The sequence below is a fragment of the Lacibacter sp. H407 genome, assembly GCF_037892605.1.
Lineage (GTDB): Bacteria > Bacteroidota > Bacteroidia > Chitinophagales > Chitinophagaceae > Lacibacter.
Window position 1 is genome coordinate 3,659,925 of sequence record NZ_JBBKTU010000001.1, and the last position, 23,481, is coordinate 3,683,405.

The window sequence follows — 23,481 nt, forward strand, 5'->3', positions numbered from 1 at the left end:
GGGGATAGCCGGTTACTGTTGCTGATTTTATGTTTACATAAATATTTAATCACCACAGTTAATCTACTCAAACAATGAAACAAACGCTTTTTATTTTACTGCTGTGTTGTACAGCATCCATCTGCAAAGCGCAGCGAACACCGGTTCAGGGCACGAGAACGCAAACCCTCAGCAAGAGCAATATCTTAAATAATAAATTAACCAACCTGGCACCGCCTGCCCGACGGGAGGAATACAAAGGCCTTTTTAACCCAGGCCCCGTGACAAGAAATGTTGGTGGAGTAAACGTTACTTCAACTGCTGTAGTAAATAATGTGAATTCGGACAATATGTCGATTCGCCCTGTACCAAATTCCGTTCAAAAAACTACCGAAAATGGTTTTGAATGTACTACCAGCCGGGAATATGTAACTGCAGACAGTAAAAGTTTTCTAAGTGTTACAGCAAATGGCGATGGTATTTATCCGGGTGCGATTTATACCTATGCAGATTATATGAACGGCAATTTCCTGCGGGAAGTTGGTGTTGGCAAAAGAAACCCGATACAGATTTTCACTAATAATCTTGCAAACAGCACCGGCGATGTATCGGTAACTGTTCCGAATCCCACCTCGGTAAATATTACCAATGCTATTGCCGGCCTGGTACGTAATAATTCCGTTACTAATGTTGCCGCATCGCAAATAGGACAATACATTTATTCGCAAAACCAGGCAGGTTTGTTGTTAAGTATTTCCGGTGGCGGTGCCTACAGCGGGTTTGCTGCTTCTGCAGGATTTACTTTAAACAAACAATCGAATCATATTTATTTAACCTGCGATTTTAAAATTCCTTTGTACACACTGTACACTAATTTTCCGCAAACCGGCTTTTTGAATGACGCCAACCTGGAACATACACCAAATCTTGTACTCGTTAACAGTGTAACATATGGTACAAGGGTTTTAGTAAACATTGATATTGATGAAAGTACTTTAAGTACAGAGCTTGCTTCGAAATTTAAATACGGCGATCCGAATTCTGCAGGCTTTAATGTTGATTTAAAATTTCTGATGGACAATAAGAGCGTTAAATGTGTTGTCAATTCGTATGTGGTTGGAGCCCGGCCGCAAAATCTAGGCAATCCAACAACGGTTGATCAGGTATTTAGTTTTGTAGATGGTTGTATCAGAAACACCAACTACCAAACAGCAAAACCAATTACCTATACACTTTCAACTATGGGAGGAGAGTTGGTAGGTATCAAGAGCTCTACCGATGAATACCTTGTGAAAAACTGTGTGCCTAAAAAATCGCAGCTGTATATTTCAGATGTTTCTGTAAATGTGTTTACGAAAGGGAATTACAAAGAATCGGGTTCTAACGCATCGTTTACATTATATGCCAACAATGGTAATGTTGTGGTAGCTTCTTCTCCCAATAATAATGGTCAAATGGGGCCAAGTATTGACAATACAGTTGGACTTAGTCCAACCGGAAGATTTCTTGTGTCTGATTTGCAGCTCGGGAGAAACTTTTTGGAAATTGTTCTCGACCGGCCTAACTGTGTATTTACCTGCGATGATTGGGAAATAGATAACGTGATGATAACGATCAATACGAAAGATGAAAATAATGTAGTGGTCAGGGGAAGGCCCATTCAAATCTGTTCCAGCGCATTCGTATTACAGAAAGGGAAACGGTTACGCCTGGAGTTTGATGGCAATTTAAAACCGCTGTCGCAAAATCTGTTTTGATTCTCCGGAGATGAACCCGTAAGCGTAAATTGCTTACGGGTTTTTCTTTTGCTGAATGTTTTTTTGTTTTTCGCTGGCGCTGATCTCTCACTTTTGTTCATGCTTTACTAATCTGATCAAAACATCGTTTTCCAACATAAGTCGAATCGATCCCATTCAGAAGATCTGCACCTGTAAAAACCGGCAATTTCATTGCAGGACACCGCAGGATAGCTTAGCAGCACAGTACGTTAAATTTACATGCTGTTTAAACGATTGCTGTATGCTGATGATGTTCAAGCCCTTGTTCTGCTGTCTGTTTTTTCTTGTGACTATTTGCAGGGCGCAAACCAATACACTGTCGGTTTCTGAAAAGCCTTCTTCCTTTTCCTTATTTACTCCTTCAACTGTTGCAAGCATCTCTGTCGATGAACACGATGCAAAAGTGGTAACTATTGCTGCAAATGCATTCATGAACGATATCAAGCTGATCTCGGGAAAAACAATGCAGCTGAACAGTGCGGTCAATGCAATGCAGATTGTGGTGGGTACCATCGGTCAATCGAAACAGGTTGATGCGTTGGTAAAAGAAAAGAAGATTGATGTAAGTGCTGTTCAGCATAAATGGGAAAGTTTCCTCATCAAAGTAATTGCTCCAAACAAATTAGTGATTGCAGGCAGCGACCCAAGAGGAACCGCTTATGGTATATTTCATTTGTCGAAGTTGATGGGTGTATCGCCTTGGGTTTGGTGGGCCGATGCAACGCCGCAAAAAAGAAAGCAACTGTTTGTATCGGGTTCATACAGTTCACAAGAGCCAACTGTAAAATACCGTGGTATTTTTTTAAATGATGAAGATTGGGGTTTGCAGCCATGGGCTGCTAAAACATTCGAACCTGAAACAAAAGATATCGGCCCAAAGACCTATGCAAAAATTTTTGAATTATTACTTCGCTTAAGAGCCAATCTTATCTGGCCGGCAATGCATCCTTCCACCAAAGCATTTTTTTATTATCCCGGCAATGCACAAATGGCAAAAGATTATGCCATTGTGATTGGCAGCTCACATGCAGAACCCATGTTGCGGAATAATGTGGATGAGTGGAAGGAGAAAACAATGGGTGAATTTAATTTCATCAGCAATCATGATACCATATATCGCTATTGGGAAGAGAGAGTGATACAAAGCAAAGGCTTCAATGCATTTTATACATTAGGCATTCGTGGAGTTCACGATAGTAAAATGCTTGGTGCCAATACACTGCAGGAACAAAAAGAGGTGATGGCGAAAGCTGTGAAAGAACAACGTGCAATGCTGGCAAAGCATATTAATCCGGATATTACAAAAGTACCACAGGCATTTATTCCGTATAAAGAAGTACAGGATATTTATGATGCCGGTTTTGAAGTGCCAAAGGATGTAACATTGGTTTGGTGCGATGACAACTATGGCTACATCAAACATTTTCCCAATGAAAAAGAACGAACGCAAAATGGCGGCAACGGTGTGTACTATCATATTTCCTATTGGGGAAGGCCGCATGATTATTTGTGGCTGGCAAGTAATCACCCGGCACAGATCTATACACAAATGCGGATGGCCTATGAAAAAGGAGCAAAAGAAATGTGGATCGTGAATGTGGGTGATATAAAACCCGGAGAGTATTTAACCGAATTGTTTTTAGATATGGCATGGAGTATTGATTCCATTGCCAACAATCAAAAAGGATTAGAGCAGCATTTGCAGAACTTTCTTGCAAGAGAGTTTGGAACAGCAACAGCAAAAGAGATTGCTGCGGTAAAGAATGAATACTATCGCCTGGCGTATATCCGTAAGCCTGAATTTATGGGCGCTACAAGAACAGAAGAAAGCGATCCGAAATATAAAACAGTAACTGACTTGTCGTGGAGTGAAGAAGAGATCAGGCAACGGTTAAAAGATTATGCAGCGATTGATACGAAAGTGATCCAGTTGGCAAAACGTATCTCATTAACAAAACAGGATAGCTGGTTTCAACTGATCGAATACCCGGTAAGAGGAGCAGCAGCCATCAATCAAAAATTATTGGTTGCGCAACTGGCTCGGCTTGGCAAAGCAGCATGGAGCTTAAGTGATGCGGCTTATGATACCATTGTTGCATTAACAAATAAGTATAACAGTCTGTCGAATGGAAAGTGGAATTACATGATGGATATGAAGCCAAGAAAACTGGCGGTGTTTGATAAAGCGATACAAAAAACAAACGATAAGCCATTGCTGCAAACGGTGAAGCCATTGTTTGTATTCAACGGAACAGAGTATAAAACATTTACCGGTACAAAACCATTGGCGCATGGATTGGGTTACCAACGTGGAGCTGTAAGTATTGCAAAAGGAAGCGCAGTTTCTTTTGCGTTTACAACCAACAGCGATTCGGTGAAAGTAGTATTGACATTAGCGCCCAATCATCCTGTTGAAGGAACAAAGATCCGTTACAGCATACAGATTGATAACGGTCCTGTACAAACAATTGATTTTGCAACACAAGGAAGGAATGAAGAGTGGAAACAGAATGTGTTAACGAACCAGGCCATTCGCACAACACGCCATGCAGTTGGTAAAGCCGGCAATCATATCATAAAAATTACAGCAGTTGATGAAGGGGTGATTGTTGACCAGGTGAAGATTTATGAATGATGAGTGATGAATGATGAATGATCTGTAATGAGTAATCAGATGAATGATGCGTGCTTTGTCCCGTGGGGACATCTGATCGGTAGAATAATAAAAAGGCAGGTGTTCGTTCCATAGGAACGAGTGGTGAGAGAATGCTGAAAGATTTGTTGCCGTACAAGAGGTTGGCGCAACGAAGTTTGATAGAAATGCAAAAGTCGATAACAAAAAAATATATGATGAAGAAGATTTTCAAAGTTGGGCTAGTCGTAACTCTTAACCTATTACTCACAACATCTTTATCAGCCCAGCAAAAGCAAATACAATATTTAAGCGGTACAGACGCAAAGAATACCGTGCAATGGGATTTCTTTTGCACGGCAGGTCGCAACAGCGGCGAATGGAAAAAGATACAGGTGCCCAGTTGTTGGGAGCAACAGGGGTTTGGAAATTACAATTACGGTCGTGATTACAAAACCAACGGAAAGAATTTTCGTTTCTATGATGAGAAGGGGATGTATAAATATCAATTCAAAGTGCCTGCTGCATGGAAAGGAAAGAACATCCATATTGTGTTTGATGGCAGCATGACGGATACAGAAGTAAAGATCAACGGCAAGAGTGCAGGGGACATTCATCGTGGTGCATTCTATCGTTTCAAATATGATGTAACATCGCTGTTGAATTTTGATAAAGCCAATACGCTGGAAGTAACCGTGAGCAAGATGAGCAGTGATACCAGTGTGAACAATGCAGAACGGTTAGCTGATTACTGGGTATTCGGTGGTATTTTTCGTCCCGTTTCTTTAGAAGTAACACCAAAACAATACATCGACTATGTTGGTATTGATGCAAAACATGACGGTAAGTTTGCCATGCAGGTTTGGACAAAAGGTCTTGCACAAAATGCAACTGTTGTTACAACCATTACTGATGTTAATAAGAAAGTTGTTGCCACAACAAAAACGGCAGTTCTAAAGTCGGCTGAAAACGTCATTGTATCTGCACAGGTAAACAATATCAAAGCCTGGACTTCCGAAACACCAAACCTGTACACGGCAACGGTGGTATTGCAGGATGCGGCTGGTAAGAAATTATATGAACTGAGTGAGAAGTTTGGTTTCAGAACCATTGAAGTAAAACAAGGACTGGGCATTTATATCAACGGAACACAGGTAAAGTTTAAAGGCGTCAATCGTCACTGCTTCTGGCCGGAGACTGCACGTTCATTGTCGAAAGAAAATGAATTAAAAGATGCCTTGCTCTTGAAAGAGATGAACATGAATGCCGTGCGTTGCAGTCATTATCCGCCTGATAAATACTTTCTGCAGTTATGCGATTCATTGGGCATTTATGTATTGAATGAATTGGCTGGCTGGCAAAAGGCCTACAGCACCAAGGCAGGTGAACCATTGGTAAAGGAATTGGTGTTGCGTGATCTCAATCATCCTTCCATTGTTTTGTGGAGCAATGGTAACGAAGGTGGACATAATAAAGAACTGGATGATGATTATGCCAAATATGATTTTTCGAAGCGGACGGTTATTCATGCACATCATCGTCCGGGTAATGCGATTAACGGCATTGATTGTAATCATTATGAAGATTATTACAGCACACAAAAAATATTGAATGATTCATTGATCTATATGCCCACCGAAATGTTGCATGCACAGGATGATGGCGGCGGTGGTGCGGCGATGGAAGACTTCTGGAACCTGCATTGGAAATCGCAGAAGAGTGGCGGTGTATTTATTTGGGTGATGGCCGATGAAGCAGTGATGCGTACTGATCTCAACAATGTTTTAGATGCAAATGGCTTGAATGCCAATGATGGTATTCTTGGCCCGCATCGGGAGAAAGAAGGAAGCTTCTATGCATTACGTGAAATATTTTCACCGGTTCAGTTGAACTTGCCTGATGCATTACCAGCTTCGTTTAATGCTGAAATAGAAGTGGAGAACCGTTTTCATTTTCTCAATACCAATCAATGTACATTCTATTGGGCCTTGGTTGATTTCAGTAAACCATTCGACCGCTTTGATGGATACGTGGTGAAACAAAAAGGAACTGCAACAGCACCGAACATTGCTGCCACACAAAAAGGAACCTTGAAACTTCCACTGCCTGCTGATTATAAAAACTATGATGCACTCGTGATCGTTGCAAAAGATAATAATGGCAATGAACTGTACAAATGGACATCGAAGATCAAAAGCAATGCATTACAGTTGAATGGATTTGTAACAGTAAAAAATGATGCCACTACCATCAAAGAAACCGATACCGTTTATGCGATCACTGGTGGCGATGTAACCGTTGTACTGGATAAGAAAACAGGAAACCTTGTTACAACAAAAAATACAGCCAACGATTATGTACTGTCGTTCAATAACGGGCCGGTGTTGGTGAAAGGTTCAGCAACCGTTGTTTCATCCAGAACATATAAAGAAGATGCAAACACCGTTGTTGAATTTTTGTACAGTGGTGATATGAAATATGTTCGCTGGAAGATCAATGCAAGCGGCTGGACAACCATGGAGTATGAATACAGTACAGAAGGTGATCAGCCATTTACCGGCATCAGTTTTAACTATCCTGAGAATTATGTATTGTCAGCACGTTGGTTGGGGAAGGGCCCGGTTCGCCAATGGAAAAACCGGATTGCAGGAACACCTGTAAATGTGTGGCAGAATTTATACAACAACACACATACAGGGTATTCACCTGTGGTATATCCCGAGTTTAAAGGTTATTATGGCGAAGTGAACTGGATGGAGCTGAGTACGGTGGAAGGGAAATTTTATATTGCATCACCCGACACCGGTTTGTTTGTACGCCTCTTTGATTTTTATGCATTGAGCAGTGCCAACAAACCGCATCCTGAAGTGCCTGTTGGAAATATTTCGTTTCTTGATTGTATTCCGCCCATTGGAACAAAGCTGGCGGTTGGTTTAACCACCAACACACGAGTGTATGGCCCGATGAGTGAATTGAATCATGTGAGTGGAAACAAGAAACGTGTATTGCAATTCTATTTTGGTATGCCGAAGACAACGGATTCGAAAGAGAATTACAGCAGACCGGCAGTGGATAATGTGTTCTGATTTTTTGCCACGAAGACACGAAGGCGCAAAGAAAGGCATGAAGCTGACTTGAGTCTTCGAACTTAATTATGATAATAAATACAATGAAATTCAACTTTTCTTCTTTTCTTCTTTGCGCTTCTTTCTGCCTTAGTGCCTTCGTGGCAAATTCACAAATCAACCGTGAAGCTGTTGTGAAACGCCACAATGTCAAAGTGAACAAAGTCGATTCGCTTTCTTCATTGACTGTTGGCAATGGAAATTTTGCATTTACTGTTGATGCAACAGGTATGCAGAGTTTTCCGGAGGCCTATATCAAAGGTGTGCCGCTTGGTACACAATCAGTGTGGGGCTGGCATAGTTTTCCGAATACAGAAAATCTGAAGGTTGAGGAAGCACAGAAAGTGTATGAGTTGGAAGGAAGAAAAATTTCTTATACCGTTCAGCCGAAAGAGCCGGGCAGAGTGAAGATGGCGGTGGAATATTTCCGAGTGAACCCGCATCGTTTGCAGTTAGGCAATATTGGGTTGGAAATAAAAAAGAAAGATGGAACACTTGCAACAGTGAACGATATCCAAACAGTGAGCCAGGAGTTAAATGTCTGGACAGGTGTGATCACCAGCAATTTTGCTGTAGAAGGAGTGCCTGTAAAAGTAACCACCGCTGCACATCAGCAACACGATGCCGTTTCGTTCCGTATTGAATCGCCATTACTATTTAAAAACAGGATCACTGTACGTTTACGTTTTCCTTATCCCAATGCACAGTTTAAAGATGGAGGAGACAATTTTAAGAGCGATGAAAAACATAGCTCTTCACTCACAAGCACTACCGGCAGTGCTCTGATAAAGCGAACGCTTGATACAACCAATTATTACGTTGATGTGAACTGGACTTCTTCTGCAACAATCAAAAAGGTAGGCACACATTATTTTCAACTGCTGCCTGTTACAGGAAAAGGTTCATTTGAATGCAGTTTCAGTTTCTCGGAAAAGAAACCCTTAACCACGATCACCAACTTCTTTAAAACAAAACAAAGCAGTGAGCTAAGCTGGAAGAAATTCTGGCTTAATGGTGGTGCGGTTGATTTCTCAGCCACAAAAGATCCCCGTGCATTTGAATTAGAACGCAGAGTAGTGTTATCACAATACCTCACCAAAGTACAATGCTCGGCTGCTTATCCTCCACAGGAAACAGGCTTAACGTATAACAGCTGGTATGGTAAACCACATCTGGAAATGCATTGGTGGCATGCGGTGCATTATGCACAATGGGGCCGGCCGGAGCTGATGGAGAAAAGTCTGGACTGGTATTTTACTGTTGCAGAAAAAGCAAAGCTCATTGCCAAGCGACAAGGCTTTGAAGGGTTGCGTTGGCAAAAGATGACGGATAATAATGGTGATGAAGCGCCATCGTCTGTCGGTGCATTCCTCATCTGGCAGCAACCTCATTTTATTTATATGGCGGAGTTGATGTATCGTCATAATCCAACAAGTAAAACACTCAATAAATACAAAGAGTTGTTATTTGCGACTGCCGATTTCATGGCATCGTTTCCTTCTTACAATGCAGCAACAAAAAAATATAATCTGGGTAAAGGATTAATTCCTGCACAGGAATGTTTTGATGCAGTATCTACTTTTAATCCAACCTATGAATTGTCATACTGGAGCTGGGCATTGGAAGTTGCACAGCAATGGAGAGTGCGTTCCGGTTTGCCCAGAGAAAAGAAGTGGGACGAGATCATTAACAATCTGGCACCATTGCCACAATTGAACGGTGTTTATCTCGCAGCAGGCAACACACCTGATTGTTATGAAAAAGGATCGAAGTATTTAACCGATCATCCTGCGGTGTTAGGAGCTTACAGTACAATACCTGCTGCCAATGGTTTGGATACGGTGGTGATGAAGAAAACCTATTTCACAGTTTTGGAAAAATGGGATTGGAATGAAACATGGGGTTGGGATTATCCGCTCATGGCGATGACGGCTGCACGTTTGCACATGGGTGAAGAAGCGGTGAATGCATTGCTGATGCCAGTGCGTACGAATACGTATTTAATCAACGGACATAATTTCCAGGATGATCGTTTAACGATTTATCTTCCCGGTAATGGTGGTGTGTTGAACGCTGTTGCCTTGATGTGTACGGGTGCCGATGCAGACAAAGGAATCAATATTGGTTTTCCAAAAACATGGAATGTAAAATGGGAAGGACTAAAGAAAATGTTTTAATGAAGAGATTTATTTCAGTTGTTACTAGTTTGTTTTTTTTGTTGACTGCAATTAATGCGCAGGAAACAAAAAAGCTATGGCATGGCATTGAACGGGAGTTGCGTTATCGTCCGGAAGGAAATGATATTGTCATTGAAAACGGAACAAGTCGTTTCAACCGTGCATTATATGGCGGCAACACAGCATTTCGTGCAGAAGCAGGTGATTTGCCTGAGTTTGCATTGTATATGCCTGGCATGGGCGGTAATCTAAAATTCGGCATTGTAATAAATGGAAAAAGTAAATGGCTGATCGAGTGTAAAAAGATCAAAGCCATTTATCGTGCAGGTTCCATGCTGTACGAAATAAAAGATGAGTTGTTAGGTGAGGGCATCATTCGTCTACATCTAATTGCCTTGTATTCAAGTGAAGGAATGATCGTTCAACTGCAAACAGAAAATATTTCAACTGCTGTGCAATTAGTTGCCGTGTATGGCGGTGCTACCGGAAAAAAGTTTTCACGTGACGGTGATATTGGAGCCGATCCTGAATCTTCTTTTTATTTAAAACCTGAGTATTGCAAGGATAATATTTTCAAGATCCAAAAAAACAGTTTTCAATTGCTGTATGGTTTTGCAAAACCATTGAGTGAAGAGGAACGATACGAGGTACAGCATCTTCCTGCAAATGCAAACAATACATCTTCCGCAGCTGACAAAGGAAAAGAACTTATTGGTATTTTTCCAACATTATCAATACTGAAAATTAAGGATGCCACTCAACAGCAATCGCCTGCTAAATTATTACTGGCTGATAGTAATGTAACAGCGCCAATAGTAACCGCAACTCTTCAATTGAAGAATAAGGAAGTTTATTACTTCACAGTACAAAAACCTGCAAAGAATAGTATTATTTATTATGATGTACTACCACGATTGTTTCAGCAGGCAGAAGCAGCAAGAAAAAAACTGGCTGATCGTATCAAAGTCTCAACACCTGATCCGTTCATCAATACATTGGGTTCTGTGTTAGGCATTGCTGCTGATGCGGTGTGGGAAGATCCATCGTTTATGCATGGTGCCATTGCATGGCGTATGCGTTTGAATGGCTGGCGTGGTGCTTATATTGCAGATGTGTTTGGTTGGCACGATCGTGCAAAAAAACATTTTAACGGTTATGCATTGTCGCAGGTAACAATGCCATTGACCGGGCCTGTTGTTGCAGATACAGCATTACATTTGGGTCGTCAGCAGGAAAAGCTTGGCACATCTGTTTTCAGCAGCGGTTATATCTCCCGCAATCCGGGTGGTGATCTGCGTGCACATCACTACGATATGAACCTGGTGTTCATCGATCAGTTGCTCAATCATTTTAACTGGACAGGTGATACTGCTTATGTTCGACAAATGTGGCCATTGCTTGTTCGTCATCTTGATTGGGAGAAACGAAACTTTGATGCAGATGGCGATGGCTTGTATGATTCGTATGCTGCTATCTGGGCAAGTGATGCATTGCAATACAGTGGAGGCGGCGTTACGCATTCATCGGCGTATAACTATCGTTCAAACAAAATGGCAGCACAGCTGGCAAAGATTGTTGGTGTTGATGGAACGAAGTATGAAATTGAAGCAAATAAAATTCTTGATGCTATCAATGAAGAGTTATGGATGCAGAACAAAGGTTGGTATGCAGAATACAAAGATCTGTTGGGGAATAAACTGTTGCATGAATCGGCTGCATTGTGGACCATCTATCATGCATTGGATGAGGGAATAGCTGATCCGTTTCAATCGTATCAATCATTGCACTATGTAAACTATTACATTCCACATATTCCCATTGTTGCAAAAGGATTGAAAGATTCATCGCTTTATACATTGTCAACCACCAACTGGCAACCTTATACCTGGAGTTTGAATAATGTAGCGTTGGCAGAACTGCTGCACACTGCATTGGCTTACTGGCAGGGTGGCGATAAAGAAGAAGCGTATCGGTTATGGAAGAGTTCGTTGATGGAGAGTATGTATCTCGGTGCAAGTCCGGGGAGTATTCAGCAATTGAGTTTTTATGATGCGATAAGAGGCGAGTTGTACAGAGATTTTGCTGATCCGATAGCTATGGCTGGCAGAACATTGGTGGAAGGTTTGTTTGGTGTGTTGCCCGATGCGTTGAATGATCGGTTGGTAATTAAACCAGGTTTGCCGAAACAATGGAACAATGCAGCGCTTACAACACCCAACATTCAGTTTGTGTTCAAACGCACACGCTTAACTGAAGAATATATACTGCAGCCAACCTTCAGCAAACAACTGAAACTGCAGTTGATCATTCCGGCGTATAGGGAATCTGTTGAATCCATTACGGTAAATGATAAGCTTGTACAATGGAAAGTAGTTGACAGTATTATTGGTACACCATCTTTACAGATCGATGCAGTACCTGCAAAATCTTATGCAATCATCATTAAATGGAAAGGAGAAGGGTTTGAAAAGCCCGTTCATAAACAAGCATACAACAGTAAAGAACTGGTACAAGTGAAATTGAATAAGGCGATCATCACTAACACGTATCAACCGGTGGAAGTGTTACGGAATTTAGTGCGTAGAACAAACATGATATCCGGCAACTTAAGTAATGCAGGTTTAAACAGTTTGTACCTGCAGTTGAAGCAAGGTGATTTCAGTTGGTTTGAGCCGTTGAGTTTTTCATTGATCGAAGATGAGCCGTTCGTTAAAACAGTTACGATCACGCCTGAAACAAAGTTTGAAACCGTTGATATTACTCCGCATTTCAATGATGTAGTGACGAATATTTTTAAGAATGACTACTTATCGCCCCGTCCGGCTGTACCAACGTTGCAATTACCCACACAAGGCATAGGCAATTGGGCCTATCCGTTAGTTACGGCGAACATCAACGATAGTGGGTTACGGGCAAAAGCAGGTTTGAAGAACGAAGTACTGATCAATCAGATTCCATTTAAAACTACATCAACAGAAAAAAAGAATATCGTGTTTACATCAATGTGGGATAATTATCCCGATTCGGTTGTATTACCGTTGAGCGGAACTGCATCGCATGCGTATTTCTTAATGGCAGGCAGTACCAATCCCATGCAAAGCCGGATGGTGAATGGAGCGATCACGGTTCATTATACCGACGGAAGTTCATCCGTATTGGAATTAAAGAATCCCGAGAACTGGTGGCCCATTGAACAGGATTATTTTATTGATGAATATGCATTTGCAACCGGTGCACCGAAACCCATTCGTGTATCGTTAAAAACAGGAGATGTAATACCGGAAAAATACAAATACACAAGCATCAAAGGATTTGCTAACTATGCTATCGATGGGGGAGCAGCTACCATGCTTGATCTTCCGCTGAATCCCGGAAAGCAATTAAAGAGTCTGGTTTTAAAAACAATCGCCAATGACGTGGTAATTGGTTTGATGGGTATTACCTTGCTGCAATAAAATGAATATGAAGCTGCGAAAATTAATTGCCTTCTTTCTTACGTTCCAATTTTTTGTGTTGACAGCGACAGCACAATCCGTGAAGTGGGTGAATACAGTTTCCGTTGACAGTGGATGGGCAAATAACTCAGTCAACACAGTCGTGTTTCGTAAAAATTCGTTGTGTACTTACAAAAACACGCAATACATTTCTTTCTACAATCAGGAAGGATTTGTTGTAATTGGGAAACGAAAGCTGGGTAGTAAAAACTGGAAACTGCAAAAAACCACATTCAAGGGTAAGGTAGCCGATGCACATAATTCCATCAGCATCATGGTTGACGGTGATGGCTACCTGCATCTTGCCTGGGATCATCACAATAACAAATTGCATTATGCAAAAAGCATTGCACCCGGTTCATTGCAACTGACGGATGAAATGCCAATGACGGGATTGTTTGAGAAAAATGTTACCTATCCTGAGTTTTATTCCTTGCCCAATGGAAATCTTTTATTTTTCTATCGTGATGGTCAATCAGGTCAGGGAAATCTTGTCATCAACCGTTATGATCGTACAACAAAACAATGGCAACAGCTACATACCAATCTTATAGACGGACAAAAGCAACGCAATGCGTATTGGCAGGCATGTGTCGATAAAAACGGCACCATTCATCTTTCATGGGTGTGGCGTGAAAGCAGCGATGTGGCGTCGAATCATGATCTCTGTTATGCAAAGTCAACAGATGGAGGAATAACATGGATGAACTCCAAAAATGAATTATATCGTTTACCCATCAATGCTGCAACTGCTGAATACATCGTAACGATCCCGCAGAAAAGTGAACTTATTAATCAAACAAGTATGGTTACTGATGATGCAGGCAATCCATTCATTGCATCTTATTGGAAAGAAAAAGGTGATTCTATTCCGCAATATCATATTGTTTACAATACCGGGAGCGATTGGAACGTGAATAATACCGGCTTTCGTACTACTGCATTCAGCTTGAGTGGTGTGGGTACCAAACGCATTCCGATCTCCAGACCGCAGATCGTTGTGTTGGATAAAAGTAAAAGAAAATCGGTTGTGCTAATTTTCAGAGATGAAGAACGGCAAAGCAAAGTATCAGTAGCAATCTGTAATGATCTGCTGCTGAACAAATGGGAGCTCACCGATCTTTCCCATACTTCGGTAGGTTCATGGGAGCCCAGCTTTGATACAAACTTGTGGAAACAGAAAAAGCAATTACATTTATTTGTTCAATATACCGATCAGCAGGATGGGGAAGGCAAATCAAACATCCGTCCTCAGCTGGTACAGGTACTTGAGCTGAAATTTAAAAACAAGTAAGCATGAAGCAATTGTTAACTGGATTGATCGTTGTTATTTTAGCAGGATGTGTGGTTGCACAAAAGAAGTCAACGCATCAACCGGATAAAAATTTATTGTCGACCATTGAACAGAATTTTACGGAAGCTGCTGCGCAGTACAAAGTGTTGCAGCAAAACCTGCCAGCTGATAAATTTCCAAAAACCTATTTTCCAAAAACCAGCAAATATGAATTCAGTAATTCAGGTTGGTGGTGCAGTGGGTTTTATCCCGGTACGTTGTTGTTCCTCTATCAACAAACAAAAGACGAAGCACTTTATAAAGAAGCTCAACGAATTCTTGAAGTGTTAAAGAAAGAGCAATTCAACACCCGTACACATGATCTGGGCTTTATGATGTATTGCAGTTTTGGGAATGCAAATCTTATTCAACCATCGGCTGCCTACAAAGATATTTTGGTAACAAGTGCTAAATCCTTGTCAACACGCTTTAGTCCTGTAACAGGCTGCATTAAATCCTGGGACGGTAAGCCTAATGAATACCTTGTGATCATCGACAATATGATGAACCTGAAGTTATTATTCTGGGCCACACAGGTTACAGATGATTCTTCATTTTACAAGATTGCTGTCACTCATGCTAACACAACCATCAAAAATCATTTTCGTGCAGACAACAGTTCGTATCATGTGATCAACTACAATTCACAAACAGGAGCCATCCAGCAAAAACGCACAGCACAGGGGTTTGCCGACGAGAGTGCATGGGCACGTGGACAGGCATGGGGCTTGTATGGTTATACTGAAACCTACAGGGAAACAAAAGACAAACAATATCTTGAACAGGCGAATAAGATCGCTGATTTTATTTTAAATCATCCGAATCTGCCAACAGATAAAATTCCTTACTGGGATTTTAATGCACCGAATATTCCCACTGCCTTACGTGATGTGTCGGCAGCAACGATCATGGCATCTGCATTACTCGAATTAAGCGGCTATGTAAGCAAAGAATTATCGGTGAAGTATTTCAAAGCAGCTGAAACAATCTTGAAGAATTTGTCAACCGAACAATACAAAGCAGCCGCAGGAACCACTGGTGGGTTTCTATTGAAACACAGCGTTGGTCATTTCCCGGCTCAAACAGAAATTGATGTGCCGTTGACTTATGCTGATTACTATTTCGTAGAAGCGATGATCCGTTACAAAGCGATGTTTAAATAATTGAATGATGAAGAAGATCAGTTTATTGGTTATTGTGTTGATGCAGTTGTTGCGTGTAAATGCTCAGAGCGATTCTGTGTACATGTTTGCTTATTTCAAAAACAATGGGCAGGATGGTTTACATCTGGCTTACAGCAATGATGGCTTTGCATGGAATGCATTAAAGCAAGACAGTTCGTTTTTAAAACCAACTGTTGCAAAAGATAAACTGATGCGTGATCCTTGTATTATTCGTGGTGCTGACGATTTGTTTCACATGGTGTGGACAGTTAGCTGGAACGATAAAGGAATTGGGTATGCCAGCTCAAAAGATCTGATCAACTGGAGTGAACAACGTTTTATTCCTGTGATGCAGCATGAAGGTTCTGCACGCAACTGCTGGGCACCAGAGATCACTTACGATGCAAAGAGTAAACAATACATGATCTATTGGGCTACCACCATTGCCAATAAATACAAAGCTGATCTGAAAGTAGAAAATGGCTACAATCACCGGATGTACTATGTGCTCACCAAAGATTTTAAAACGTTCAGCAACACAAAAATGCTGTACGATAAAGGTTTCAATGTAATTGATGCAACGATCGTTCCAAATGGAAAAAAGTTTGTGATGTTCCTGAAAGATGAAACAAGAGAGCCGGTACAAAAGAATTTAAAAATTGCTACAAGCAAAAAGATCAACAGTGGTTATAGCGAAGCATCTGCACCCATCACGGGCAATTATTGGGCAGAAGGGCCAACCACGTTGAAGATCAACGGCACATGGATCGTTTACTTTGATAAATACCGGGATCATAAATATGGTGCTGTGCAATCAACTGATTTGAAAAACTGGACGGATGTATCAGATAGGTTAACCATGCCAAAAGGAATCCGTCATGGTACCATTTTTACAATCAGCAAAGCAGAGTTTGAATTATTACCGAAATGATGAACTAATGAAATTCCTTTGTGCTCTTTGAGCATACTTTGAGTTCTTTGGGCTACTGTTTTAGTTGCACGAAGTACACGAAGGTTTACACAGAGTACACTGAGAAGAATTACAACGTAACCTCTTACACCAACTTGATCTTACTGATCATGTAACTAATCGCCAAGCCAAGCAACGCAATTACTGCAAATGAATAACGCAGTCCTGCCAGCTCAGCAATATAACCGATCAATGGTGGCCCCATCAAAAATCCAAGAAAGCCGACACCTGAAACAGTAGCAATCGCTATACCACTCGCCACATCTTTTACTTTACCTGCAGTACTATATACCAAAGGAATAATGCTACTAACACCAAAACCAACAATCAAGAATCCAATGGTTGACATGATGATGTTCGGGAATAATACTGAAGTCATCATGCCAATAAAGATCAATACACCACTTATCTGTACCATTTTTGTTCTGCCGAAACGTTCTGCGAGTTTATCACCTGTAAATCGTCCCGTTGCCATCATGATCATGAAGGAAGCATAACCAAGTGATACCAATTCGCCTTTTACCTGCACCACTTCCTTAAAATATACACCGCTCCAATCAAACATACAACCTTCAGCACTTAAACAACAGAAAGCGATCAGTCCCAGTTGCAATAACAACCCTTTTGGCTTCTGGAAACGTTTAAATGAAGAAGCTGTTTTGCTGGTTGGGGTAATAATTAAATATTTCTGAAAGAAAATGTTGAGTGTTATCACCATCGCAGCAATGATCATGAAATGAAACATCGGCATTAATTCCAAACGCATCATCAATAAACCAACCAATGCGCCGGTAAACCCTGCTGTGCTCCAAACTCCATGAAACGATGCAAGAATGGATCTGCCATACAATGCCTCTGCATTTACGGCTTGTGTGTTAACTGAAATATTACAGAGGTTACCTGTTAATCCAAAAACATAAAGACATAAAGCCAGCAACCACGGTGAGTTTGCCATGCCAATCGTGATCAACGTTAATGCATAACCTACAGCAGCCAATCGTAAAATATATTTACTGCCAAACCGTGTCACCAATTTTCCGCTAAAGGGCATCATGGTTAATTGTCCGGCAGGTAATGCCAATAAAATACTCCCCAATGCGGCTTCCGATAAATGCAATGTTGTTTTAATATCAGGGATGCGGCTTGCCCAACTGGCAAAGCAAATACCCTGACAGAAAAAGAAAACAGATACAGCAATGCGCATCTGCAGATTCGAGTAGTGATTGGTTGCTGTGGAAATAGTGGTCAATAGCTTATTTAAAAGGCGAAATTACCTGAAAAACGGTTCGTTTTACAAGCACTGCTGCAATAAACTCATGTAAACGTTTTCGCAAACGTTTGTGCAGGACACAGCAGGATAGATAGGGCATCATCTCTGCCTACTTTACAGAGCTAAAGTATTGCTATGCTTGCCGGATCTCCGATTCTATTTTCTTGTATTCGTATGTCATGTCAATTCACCAAGGTTGACCGAACAGTTCCTGCAAAAGCAACGGATGTCCGTTCAACTGCATCTCAACAACGATACTGTTCCACTCAAAAAAATTCTCAAACACAAAACATACAATGAGTTTCAAGCACAGCATTTACAGTTTACTGTTATCAGTTTTTTCTTTTACAGCCGCAGCACAATCGTTCACAGCTCCTGCCTGGACAAAGAATGTAGGAGCCAGAAGTTTTCCTACTGCTAAAACGGTTTATTATGTAAACAGCTATGGTGCAGTAAGCGATACAGTAACAGTCAATACCAAAGCCATTCAAAAAGCAATTGACGCATGTGCAGCAAAAGGCGGAGGTATTGTAGCGTTTAAAACGGGCACCTATGTTACGGGAGCCATCTTCTTAAAAAACAATGTGCATTTGCGAATTGATAAAGGCGTATTGATCCTTGGTTCACAAAAATTCGATGACTATCCTGATATGGATACACGTATTGCAGGAATAGAAATGAAATGGCCTGCTGCGTTGATCAATGCATTGAATGTAAAGAATGTGGCGATCACCGGTGAAGGCATTGTAAATGCAAGGGGAAAATTTTGCTGGGATAAATATTGGGAAATGCGGAAAGATTACGATAAAAAAGGCTTACGCTGGATCGTTGATTATGATGCCAAACGTGTGCGTACGTTGTTGGTTCAAAATTCATCCGATGTTTCCATTAAAGGATTAACGTTTAAGAATGCCGGTTTCTGGACAGTACAATTATTATACTCTTCCTATTTAACGGTTGATGGCGTTGTGATCAGGAACAATGAAGATGGAAGCGGGCCGAGCACCGATGGTATTGATGTGGATTCATCGAGCTGGGTGTTGATACAGAATTGTGATATCGATTGTAACGATGATAATTTTTGTTTAAAAGCCGGTCGTGATTGGGATGGTTTAAGAGTAAACCGTCCGACAGAATATGTGGTGATACGAAAATCAATTGCACGTAGAGGGGCTGGGCTTGTCACTTTAGGAAGTGAAACATCGGGCAGCATCCGTCATATTTATTGTACTGATCTCTACGCAAAAAATACAGACAATGGTTTGCGGATAAAATCTGCAACAACACGTGGAGGTATAGTTGAAGATGTGTACTTCGTGAATTCTGTTTTGGATTCAGTGCGTAATGCATACCAGTTCAATCTCAACTGGTATCCTGCGTACAGTTATTCTGAGTTGCCCAAAGGATATACTATGGAAACAGTACCTGCACATTGGAAATCGATGCTGCAAAAGGTTACTCCTGCTGCAAAAGGAATTCCATCTGCTCGGAAGTTTATCATTCAAAACGTAAAGATCAGTAACGCGCAAAAAGCATTTGAGATAAATGGCTTACCTAAATCCTTGTTGGAAGATTTTCAATTCATCAATTCATTTATTTCTGCAGGAACAATTGGTACAATGGAATACACGAAAGGCTGGAAGTTTATCAACACAACAATTGATATTTCAACCAAACCTGTTGAAAAGAAAAAAGAACCCACGGGGATTGAAGAACAGGAGCGTCTAAAAGGTTAATCAAATTCTACTATGAATAAATTTGTATCAGTACTGATTGCAGTTAGCTTGTATGCACTATCTGCACATGCACAATACCAGATGGAGTATCTCACCCGTGGTGTACATGCAGTACCAGCAGGTAACGGAAAAGTATTTGTCAGCTGGCGACTGTTGGGAACAGAAGATCAATCGCTTTCTTTTAACTTGTATAAAACAGCGAATGGTAAAACAACGAAGCTGAACAAAACGCCTTTGCAAACAGCGACCGGATTTACAGACGAGGCAGTAGATACAAACAGAGTAAATGTTTACACTGTCAAAGCAATCATTAATAAGAAAGAAGAAAAGAATGGCACTTCGTATATACTTCCCGCCAATGCAAAGCCGTATGTATCGATTGCATTAAAAACACCAACCGGCTATGCAGCAAATGATGCAAGTGTGGGTGATGTAGATGGTGATGGCGTGTATGAGATATTTATTCATATGACAGGCAGAGGAAGAGATAATTCACAAGCCGGTATGACTGATCCGCCGATTATTCAATGCTATAAACTCGATGGAACATTTTTATGGGAGATCAATCTCGGAAAAAATATTCGTGAAGGGGCACACTACACGCAGTTCATGGTGTATGATCTTGATGGCGATGGCAAAGCAGAGATCGCTATGAAAACTGCTGATGGTTCAATTGATGGAAAAGGAAAACTAATCGGCGACAGTACAAAAGATTATCGTAATCAACGTGGTTATATTTTAAGCGGCCCTGAATTTCTCACTGTGTTCAATGGACAAACAGGTGCAGCTATTTCTACAGTTAGTTATGATCCTCCTCGTTACCCAACCTCTCTTAACCCAACAGAAGCCGAACTAAAAACGATGTGGGGTGATGGCTATGGCAACCGGATGGATCGTTTTATTGCCGCTATTGCTTACTTAGATGGTAAACATCCATCGTTAGTAATGTGTCGTGGTTATTATACAAGAACGGTGTTGGCTGCATGGGATCTGAAAGGAAGTCAATTAGTAAAACGCTGGGTGTTTGACAGCAATGAACCGGGTAATAAAGAATATGCAGGACAAGGCAATCATAATATCAATGTATCTGATGTTGATGGCGATGGGAAAGATGAGATCATTTATGGGCAAATGACGATTGATGATAATGGACAAGGGTTATACAGCACAGGTATTGGTCATGGCGACGCATTGCATACAAGTGATATGGATCCAGAGCGTCCGGGTTTGGAAGTATTCGGTATCCAGGAACGGTTTGGTGATGCCGGTGCAAATTTCCGTGATGCAAAAACAGGGGAGGTGATCTGGAAGAAAGCATCTGTAAAAGCAGGTGAAGATGGCGAAGGTCCAGGCCGTGGGTTGGCATTGGATATTGATCCACGTTATCCCGGCTTTGAATGTTGGGTAGCAGGTGCAGGTATCACCGGTTTGTTTGATAATAAAGGAAATAAAATCGCCGATAAAACTCCACCCTGTAACATGGGTATCTATTGGGATGGAGATGTATTGAGTGAAGTATTGAATGGTGTGAACATCAGTAAATGGGATTATGTCAACAGTTCAATGGTGAAATTATTTGATGGAAGAGATTTCGGTTGTGTAAGTAACAACGGCACCAAAGCAAATCCATGCTTAAGTGCTGACCTGTTTGGTGACTGGAGGGAAGAGATTATTTGTCGCACAGCCGATAGTAAAGAATTGCGCATCTATTCAACTTCTATTCCAACAGAAATAAAACTGTACACGTTGATGCACAATCCGCAATATCGTTTAAGTATTGCCTGGCAGAATGTAGCTTACAATCAACCGCCGCATGTTAGTTATTTTATTGGCGAAGGAATGAAGACGCCGCCAAAACCGAACATCACGATCATTACAAAAAAATAAAACGCACAGAGCATGAAATGGATCAAAGCAAATGCACATGTACTAAGATTGCTGTTATTATTTTTTGTAATGACCTCTTTTATTGTTCTGAGTAACAACAAACCAACCATCTATATCATTGGCGATTCAACGGTTCGTAATACAAACCGTCCGCAATGCGGCTGGGGTGAAATGATTGCTGAGTTCTTTGATTCAACGCAGATCAACATCAGTAACCAGGCAATGGCGGGAAGAAGTACAAGAACTTTTGTCAAAGAGAAACGCTGGGATAAAGTATTGTCAACGCTTACAGAAGGTGATTATGTGTTCATACAATTTGGACATAACGAAGGCAGCAAGCCCGATACTTCAAGAGCTGGATATCGTGGTGTGTTGCGTGGCACAGGCGAGGAAACGGTTGAATTGACCTGGAAAGATGGAACTGTTGAAACGGTGCATACCTATGGTTGGTATTTGAAAAAGTTTATCAGAGAAGCAAAGAGTAAAGGTGCACGGCCAATTATCTGTTCAATGATTCCACGTAATCAATTTGCAGACGGCAAAGTAAAACGTGCAAACAATGATTTTGGAAAATGGGCAAAAGAAGTTGCAGAAAGCGAAGGTGTTTTCTTTATCGACTTAAATGCAATTACTGCAGATAAGTATGATGTGTTGGGGGCGGACGAAGTAAAGAAACTTTTTCATGGCGATCATACACATACCAATGTGGAAGGTGCAAAGATTAATGCAGCATCTGTTGTGCAGGGTATTCGTAATCTTAGTGATCAAATACCTCTTGTAAATTATCTGAAGAAATAACAGTACATATAAATTTGTAAGTATGAAATTAAGTAAGCTGTTCTTCATTGCTATTGTACTTGGTATAGTATCGTTCACTATCATGCAAACCAAGCCTGTGTTTTATATCATTGGTGATTCAACCGTTCGTAATGGAGATGGAAGCGGCAGAAATGGGCAATGGGGCTGGGGCAGTTTTATCGCCGAACATTTTGATTCATCGAAAATATCTGTGCAGAATCATGCCATTGGAGGCAGAAGCAGCCGTACATTTATTACAGAAGGCCGATGGGAAAAGATCACTGCCAATTTAAAGAAAGGTGATTATGTGATCATGCAGTTTGGTCATAACGATGCTAGTCCGTTAGATGATACGGCACGTGCAAGAGGAACAATCCGTGGCATCGGCAATGACAGTTCTGCTATTTATAATCCCATTCGCAAGATCAATGAAACAGTGTACAGTTATGGTTGGTACATGCGCAAGTATGTTCGTGAAACAAAATTAAAAGGAGCTGTTCCTATTGTTTGTTCATTGATACCACGAGATAACTGGAAGGAGGGAAAAGTAAACCGCTCAACAGATAATTATGCATTGTGGGCCGAGCAGATCGCAAAGGAAGAAGGCGCATATTTTGTAGATCTCAATAAACTGATTGCCGATAAGTATGATGGAATGGGCCAGGAGGAAGTGAAGAAACTGTTTCATGGCGATCACACACATACAAGTATGGAAGGAGCGAAGTTGAATACAGAAATAGTGGTGCAGCAATTGCTGTTGCAAAACCCGGGAGAGTTAGCACGTTATATGATCAAAAAGTAAACCTATAAAAGGAATTAATATGCCACGCATTGCATCCCGCATGAAAATCTTCAAAGGCAAGGAAGAAGAGTACAAACGTCGCCACGATGAACTCTGGCCGGAGTTGGAAGAATTACTTCGCAAAACAGGGATCACTGAATACTTTATTTTTTTGGATGAAGCAACCGGCGATCTGTTTGCAACATTGAACATCGATAATCCTTTGCATCTTGATGCATTGCCCAATCATCCGGTAATGCAGAAATGGTGGGCCTATATGAAAGACATTATGGAAAGTAATCCGGATAATTCACCGGTAAGTATTCCGCTGAAAGAAGTATTTTACATGCGTTAATTT

The 23,481-nt window shown here is 41.1% G+C and carries 14 protein-coding genes; 13 read left to right on the top strand and 1 reads right to left on the bottom strand.

Annotated elements, in window-relative coordinates:
• The first annotated feature begins 74 nt into the window (after positions 1-74).
• The 8 genes from WG989_RS15825 (at position 75) to WG989_RS15860 (ending at position 16,612) form a co-directional block, all read left to right on the top strand.
• Positions 75-1,736: a thiol-activated cytolysin family protein gene (locus WG989_RS15825; protein ID WP_340430869.1), complete on the top strand. Its 1,662-nt coding sequence runs from the start codon at positions 75-77 to the stop codon at positions 1,734-1,736.
• Between the two features lie 262 nt (positions 1,737-1,998).
• On the top strand, positions 1,999-4,392 hold the full coding sequence (locus WG989_RS15830) for a glycosyl hydrolase 115 family protein (RefSeq protein WP_340430871.1): 2,394 nt from the start codon (positions 1,999-2,001) through the stop codon (positions 4,390-4,392).
• Between the two features lie 215 nt (positions 4,393-4,607).
• Entirely contained in the window at positions 4,608-7,475 is a 2,868-nt protein-coding gene (locus tag WG989_RS15835; RefSeq protein ID WP_340430873.1) for a glycoside hydrolase family 2 protein, read from the top strand.
• Between the two features lie 194 nt (positions 7,476-7,669).
• Entirely contained in the window at positions 7,670-9,691 is a 2,022-nt protein-coding gene (locus WG989_RS15840) for a hypothetical protein (protein WP_340430875.1), read from the top strand.
• On the top strand, positions 9,691-13,146 hold the full coding sequence (locus WG989_RS15845) for a DUF4450 domain-containing protein (RefSeq protein ID WP_340430876.1): 3,456 nt from the start codon (positions 9,691-9,693) through the stop codon (positions 13,144-13,146). The genes WG989_RS15840 and WG989_RS15845 overlap by 1 nt, the downstream gene beginning before the upstream one ends.
• 7 nt (positions 13,147-13,153) lie before the next feature.
• Positions 13,154-14,479: a BNR repeat-containing protein gene (locus tag WG989_RS15850; protein ID WP_340430878.1), complete on the top strand. Its 1,326-nt coding sequence runs from the start codon at positions 13,154-13,156 to the stop codon at positions 14,477-14,479.
• A 2-nt stretch (positions 14,480-14,481) separates the two neighbouring features.
• A complete protein-coding gene (locus tag WG989_RS15855) occupies positions 14,482-15,681 on the top strand; it encodes a glycoside hydrolase family 88 protein (RefSeq protein ID WP_340430880.1) in 1,200 nt (399 codons plus the stop codon).
• Between the two features lie 7 nt (positions 15,682-15,688).
• Positions 15,689-16,612, top strand: a complete 924-nt coding sequence (locus tag WG989_RS15860) for a glycoside hydrolase family 43 protein (protein WP_340430882.1) — start codon at positions 15,689-15,691, stop codon at positions 16,610-16,612.
• A gap of 124 nt (positions 16,613-16,736) precedes the next feature.
• On the opposite strand, the gene WG989_RS15865 is transcribed toward WG989_RS15860, so the two are convergent.
• The gene (locus WG989_RS15865) at positions 16,737-17,900 is read right to left on the bottom strand and encodes an MFS transporter (protein WP_340430884.1); all 1,164 of its coding nucleotides are present in this window, start codon (positions 17,898-17,900) and stop codon (positions 16,737-16,739) included.
• 317 nt (positions 17,901-18,217) lie between these two features.
• Here WG989_RS15865 and WG989_RS15870 point away from each other — a divergent pair, with 317 nt between their 5' ends.
• From WG989_RS15870 to rhaM, 5 genes are read left to right on the top strand one after another with little or no spacing between them, the layout of a single operon-like run.
• Positions 18,218-19,657 carry a glycoside hydrolase family 28 protein gene (locus WG989_RS15870; RefSeq protein WP_340430886.1) on the top strand — a complete coding sequence of 480 codons (1,440 nt, stop codon included), beginning with the start codon at positions 18,218-18,220 and terminating at the stop codon, positions 19,655-19,657.
• Positions 19,658-19,669: 12 nt separating this feature from the next.
• Positions 19,670-21,544 carry a rhamnogalacturonan lyase gene (locus WG989_RS15875; RefSeq protein WP_340430888.1) on the top strand — a complete coding sequence of 625 codons (1,875 nt, stop codon included), beginning with the start codon at positions 19,670-19,672 and terminating at the stop codon, positions 21,542-21,544.
• A gap of 12 nt (positions 21,545-21,556) precedes the next feature.
• A complete protein-coding gene (locus WG989_RS15880) occupies positions 21,557-22,342 on the top strand; it encodes a rhamnogalacturonan acetylesterase (RefSeq protein WP_340430890.1) in 786 nt (261 codons plus the stop codon).
• A gap of 22 nt (positions 22,343-22,364) precedes the next feature.
• Positions 22,365-23,144 carry a rhamnogalacturonan acetylesterase gene (locus WG989_RS15885; protein ID WP_340430892.1) on the top strand — a complete coding sequence of 260 codons (780 nt, stop codon included), beginning with the start codon at positions 22,365-22,367 and terminating at the stop codon, positions 23,142-23,144.
• A gap of 19 nt (positions 23,145-23,163) precedes the next feature.
• Positions 23,164-23,478 (top strand): L-rhamnose mutarotase, encoded by a 315-nt coding sequence (gene rhaM / locus WG989_RS15890; RefSeq protein ID WP_340430893.1) that lies wholly within the window; start codon positions 23,164-23,166, stop codon positions 23,476-23,478.
• Positions 23,479-23,481: the final 3 nt, after the last annotated feature.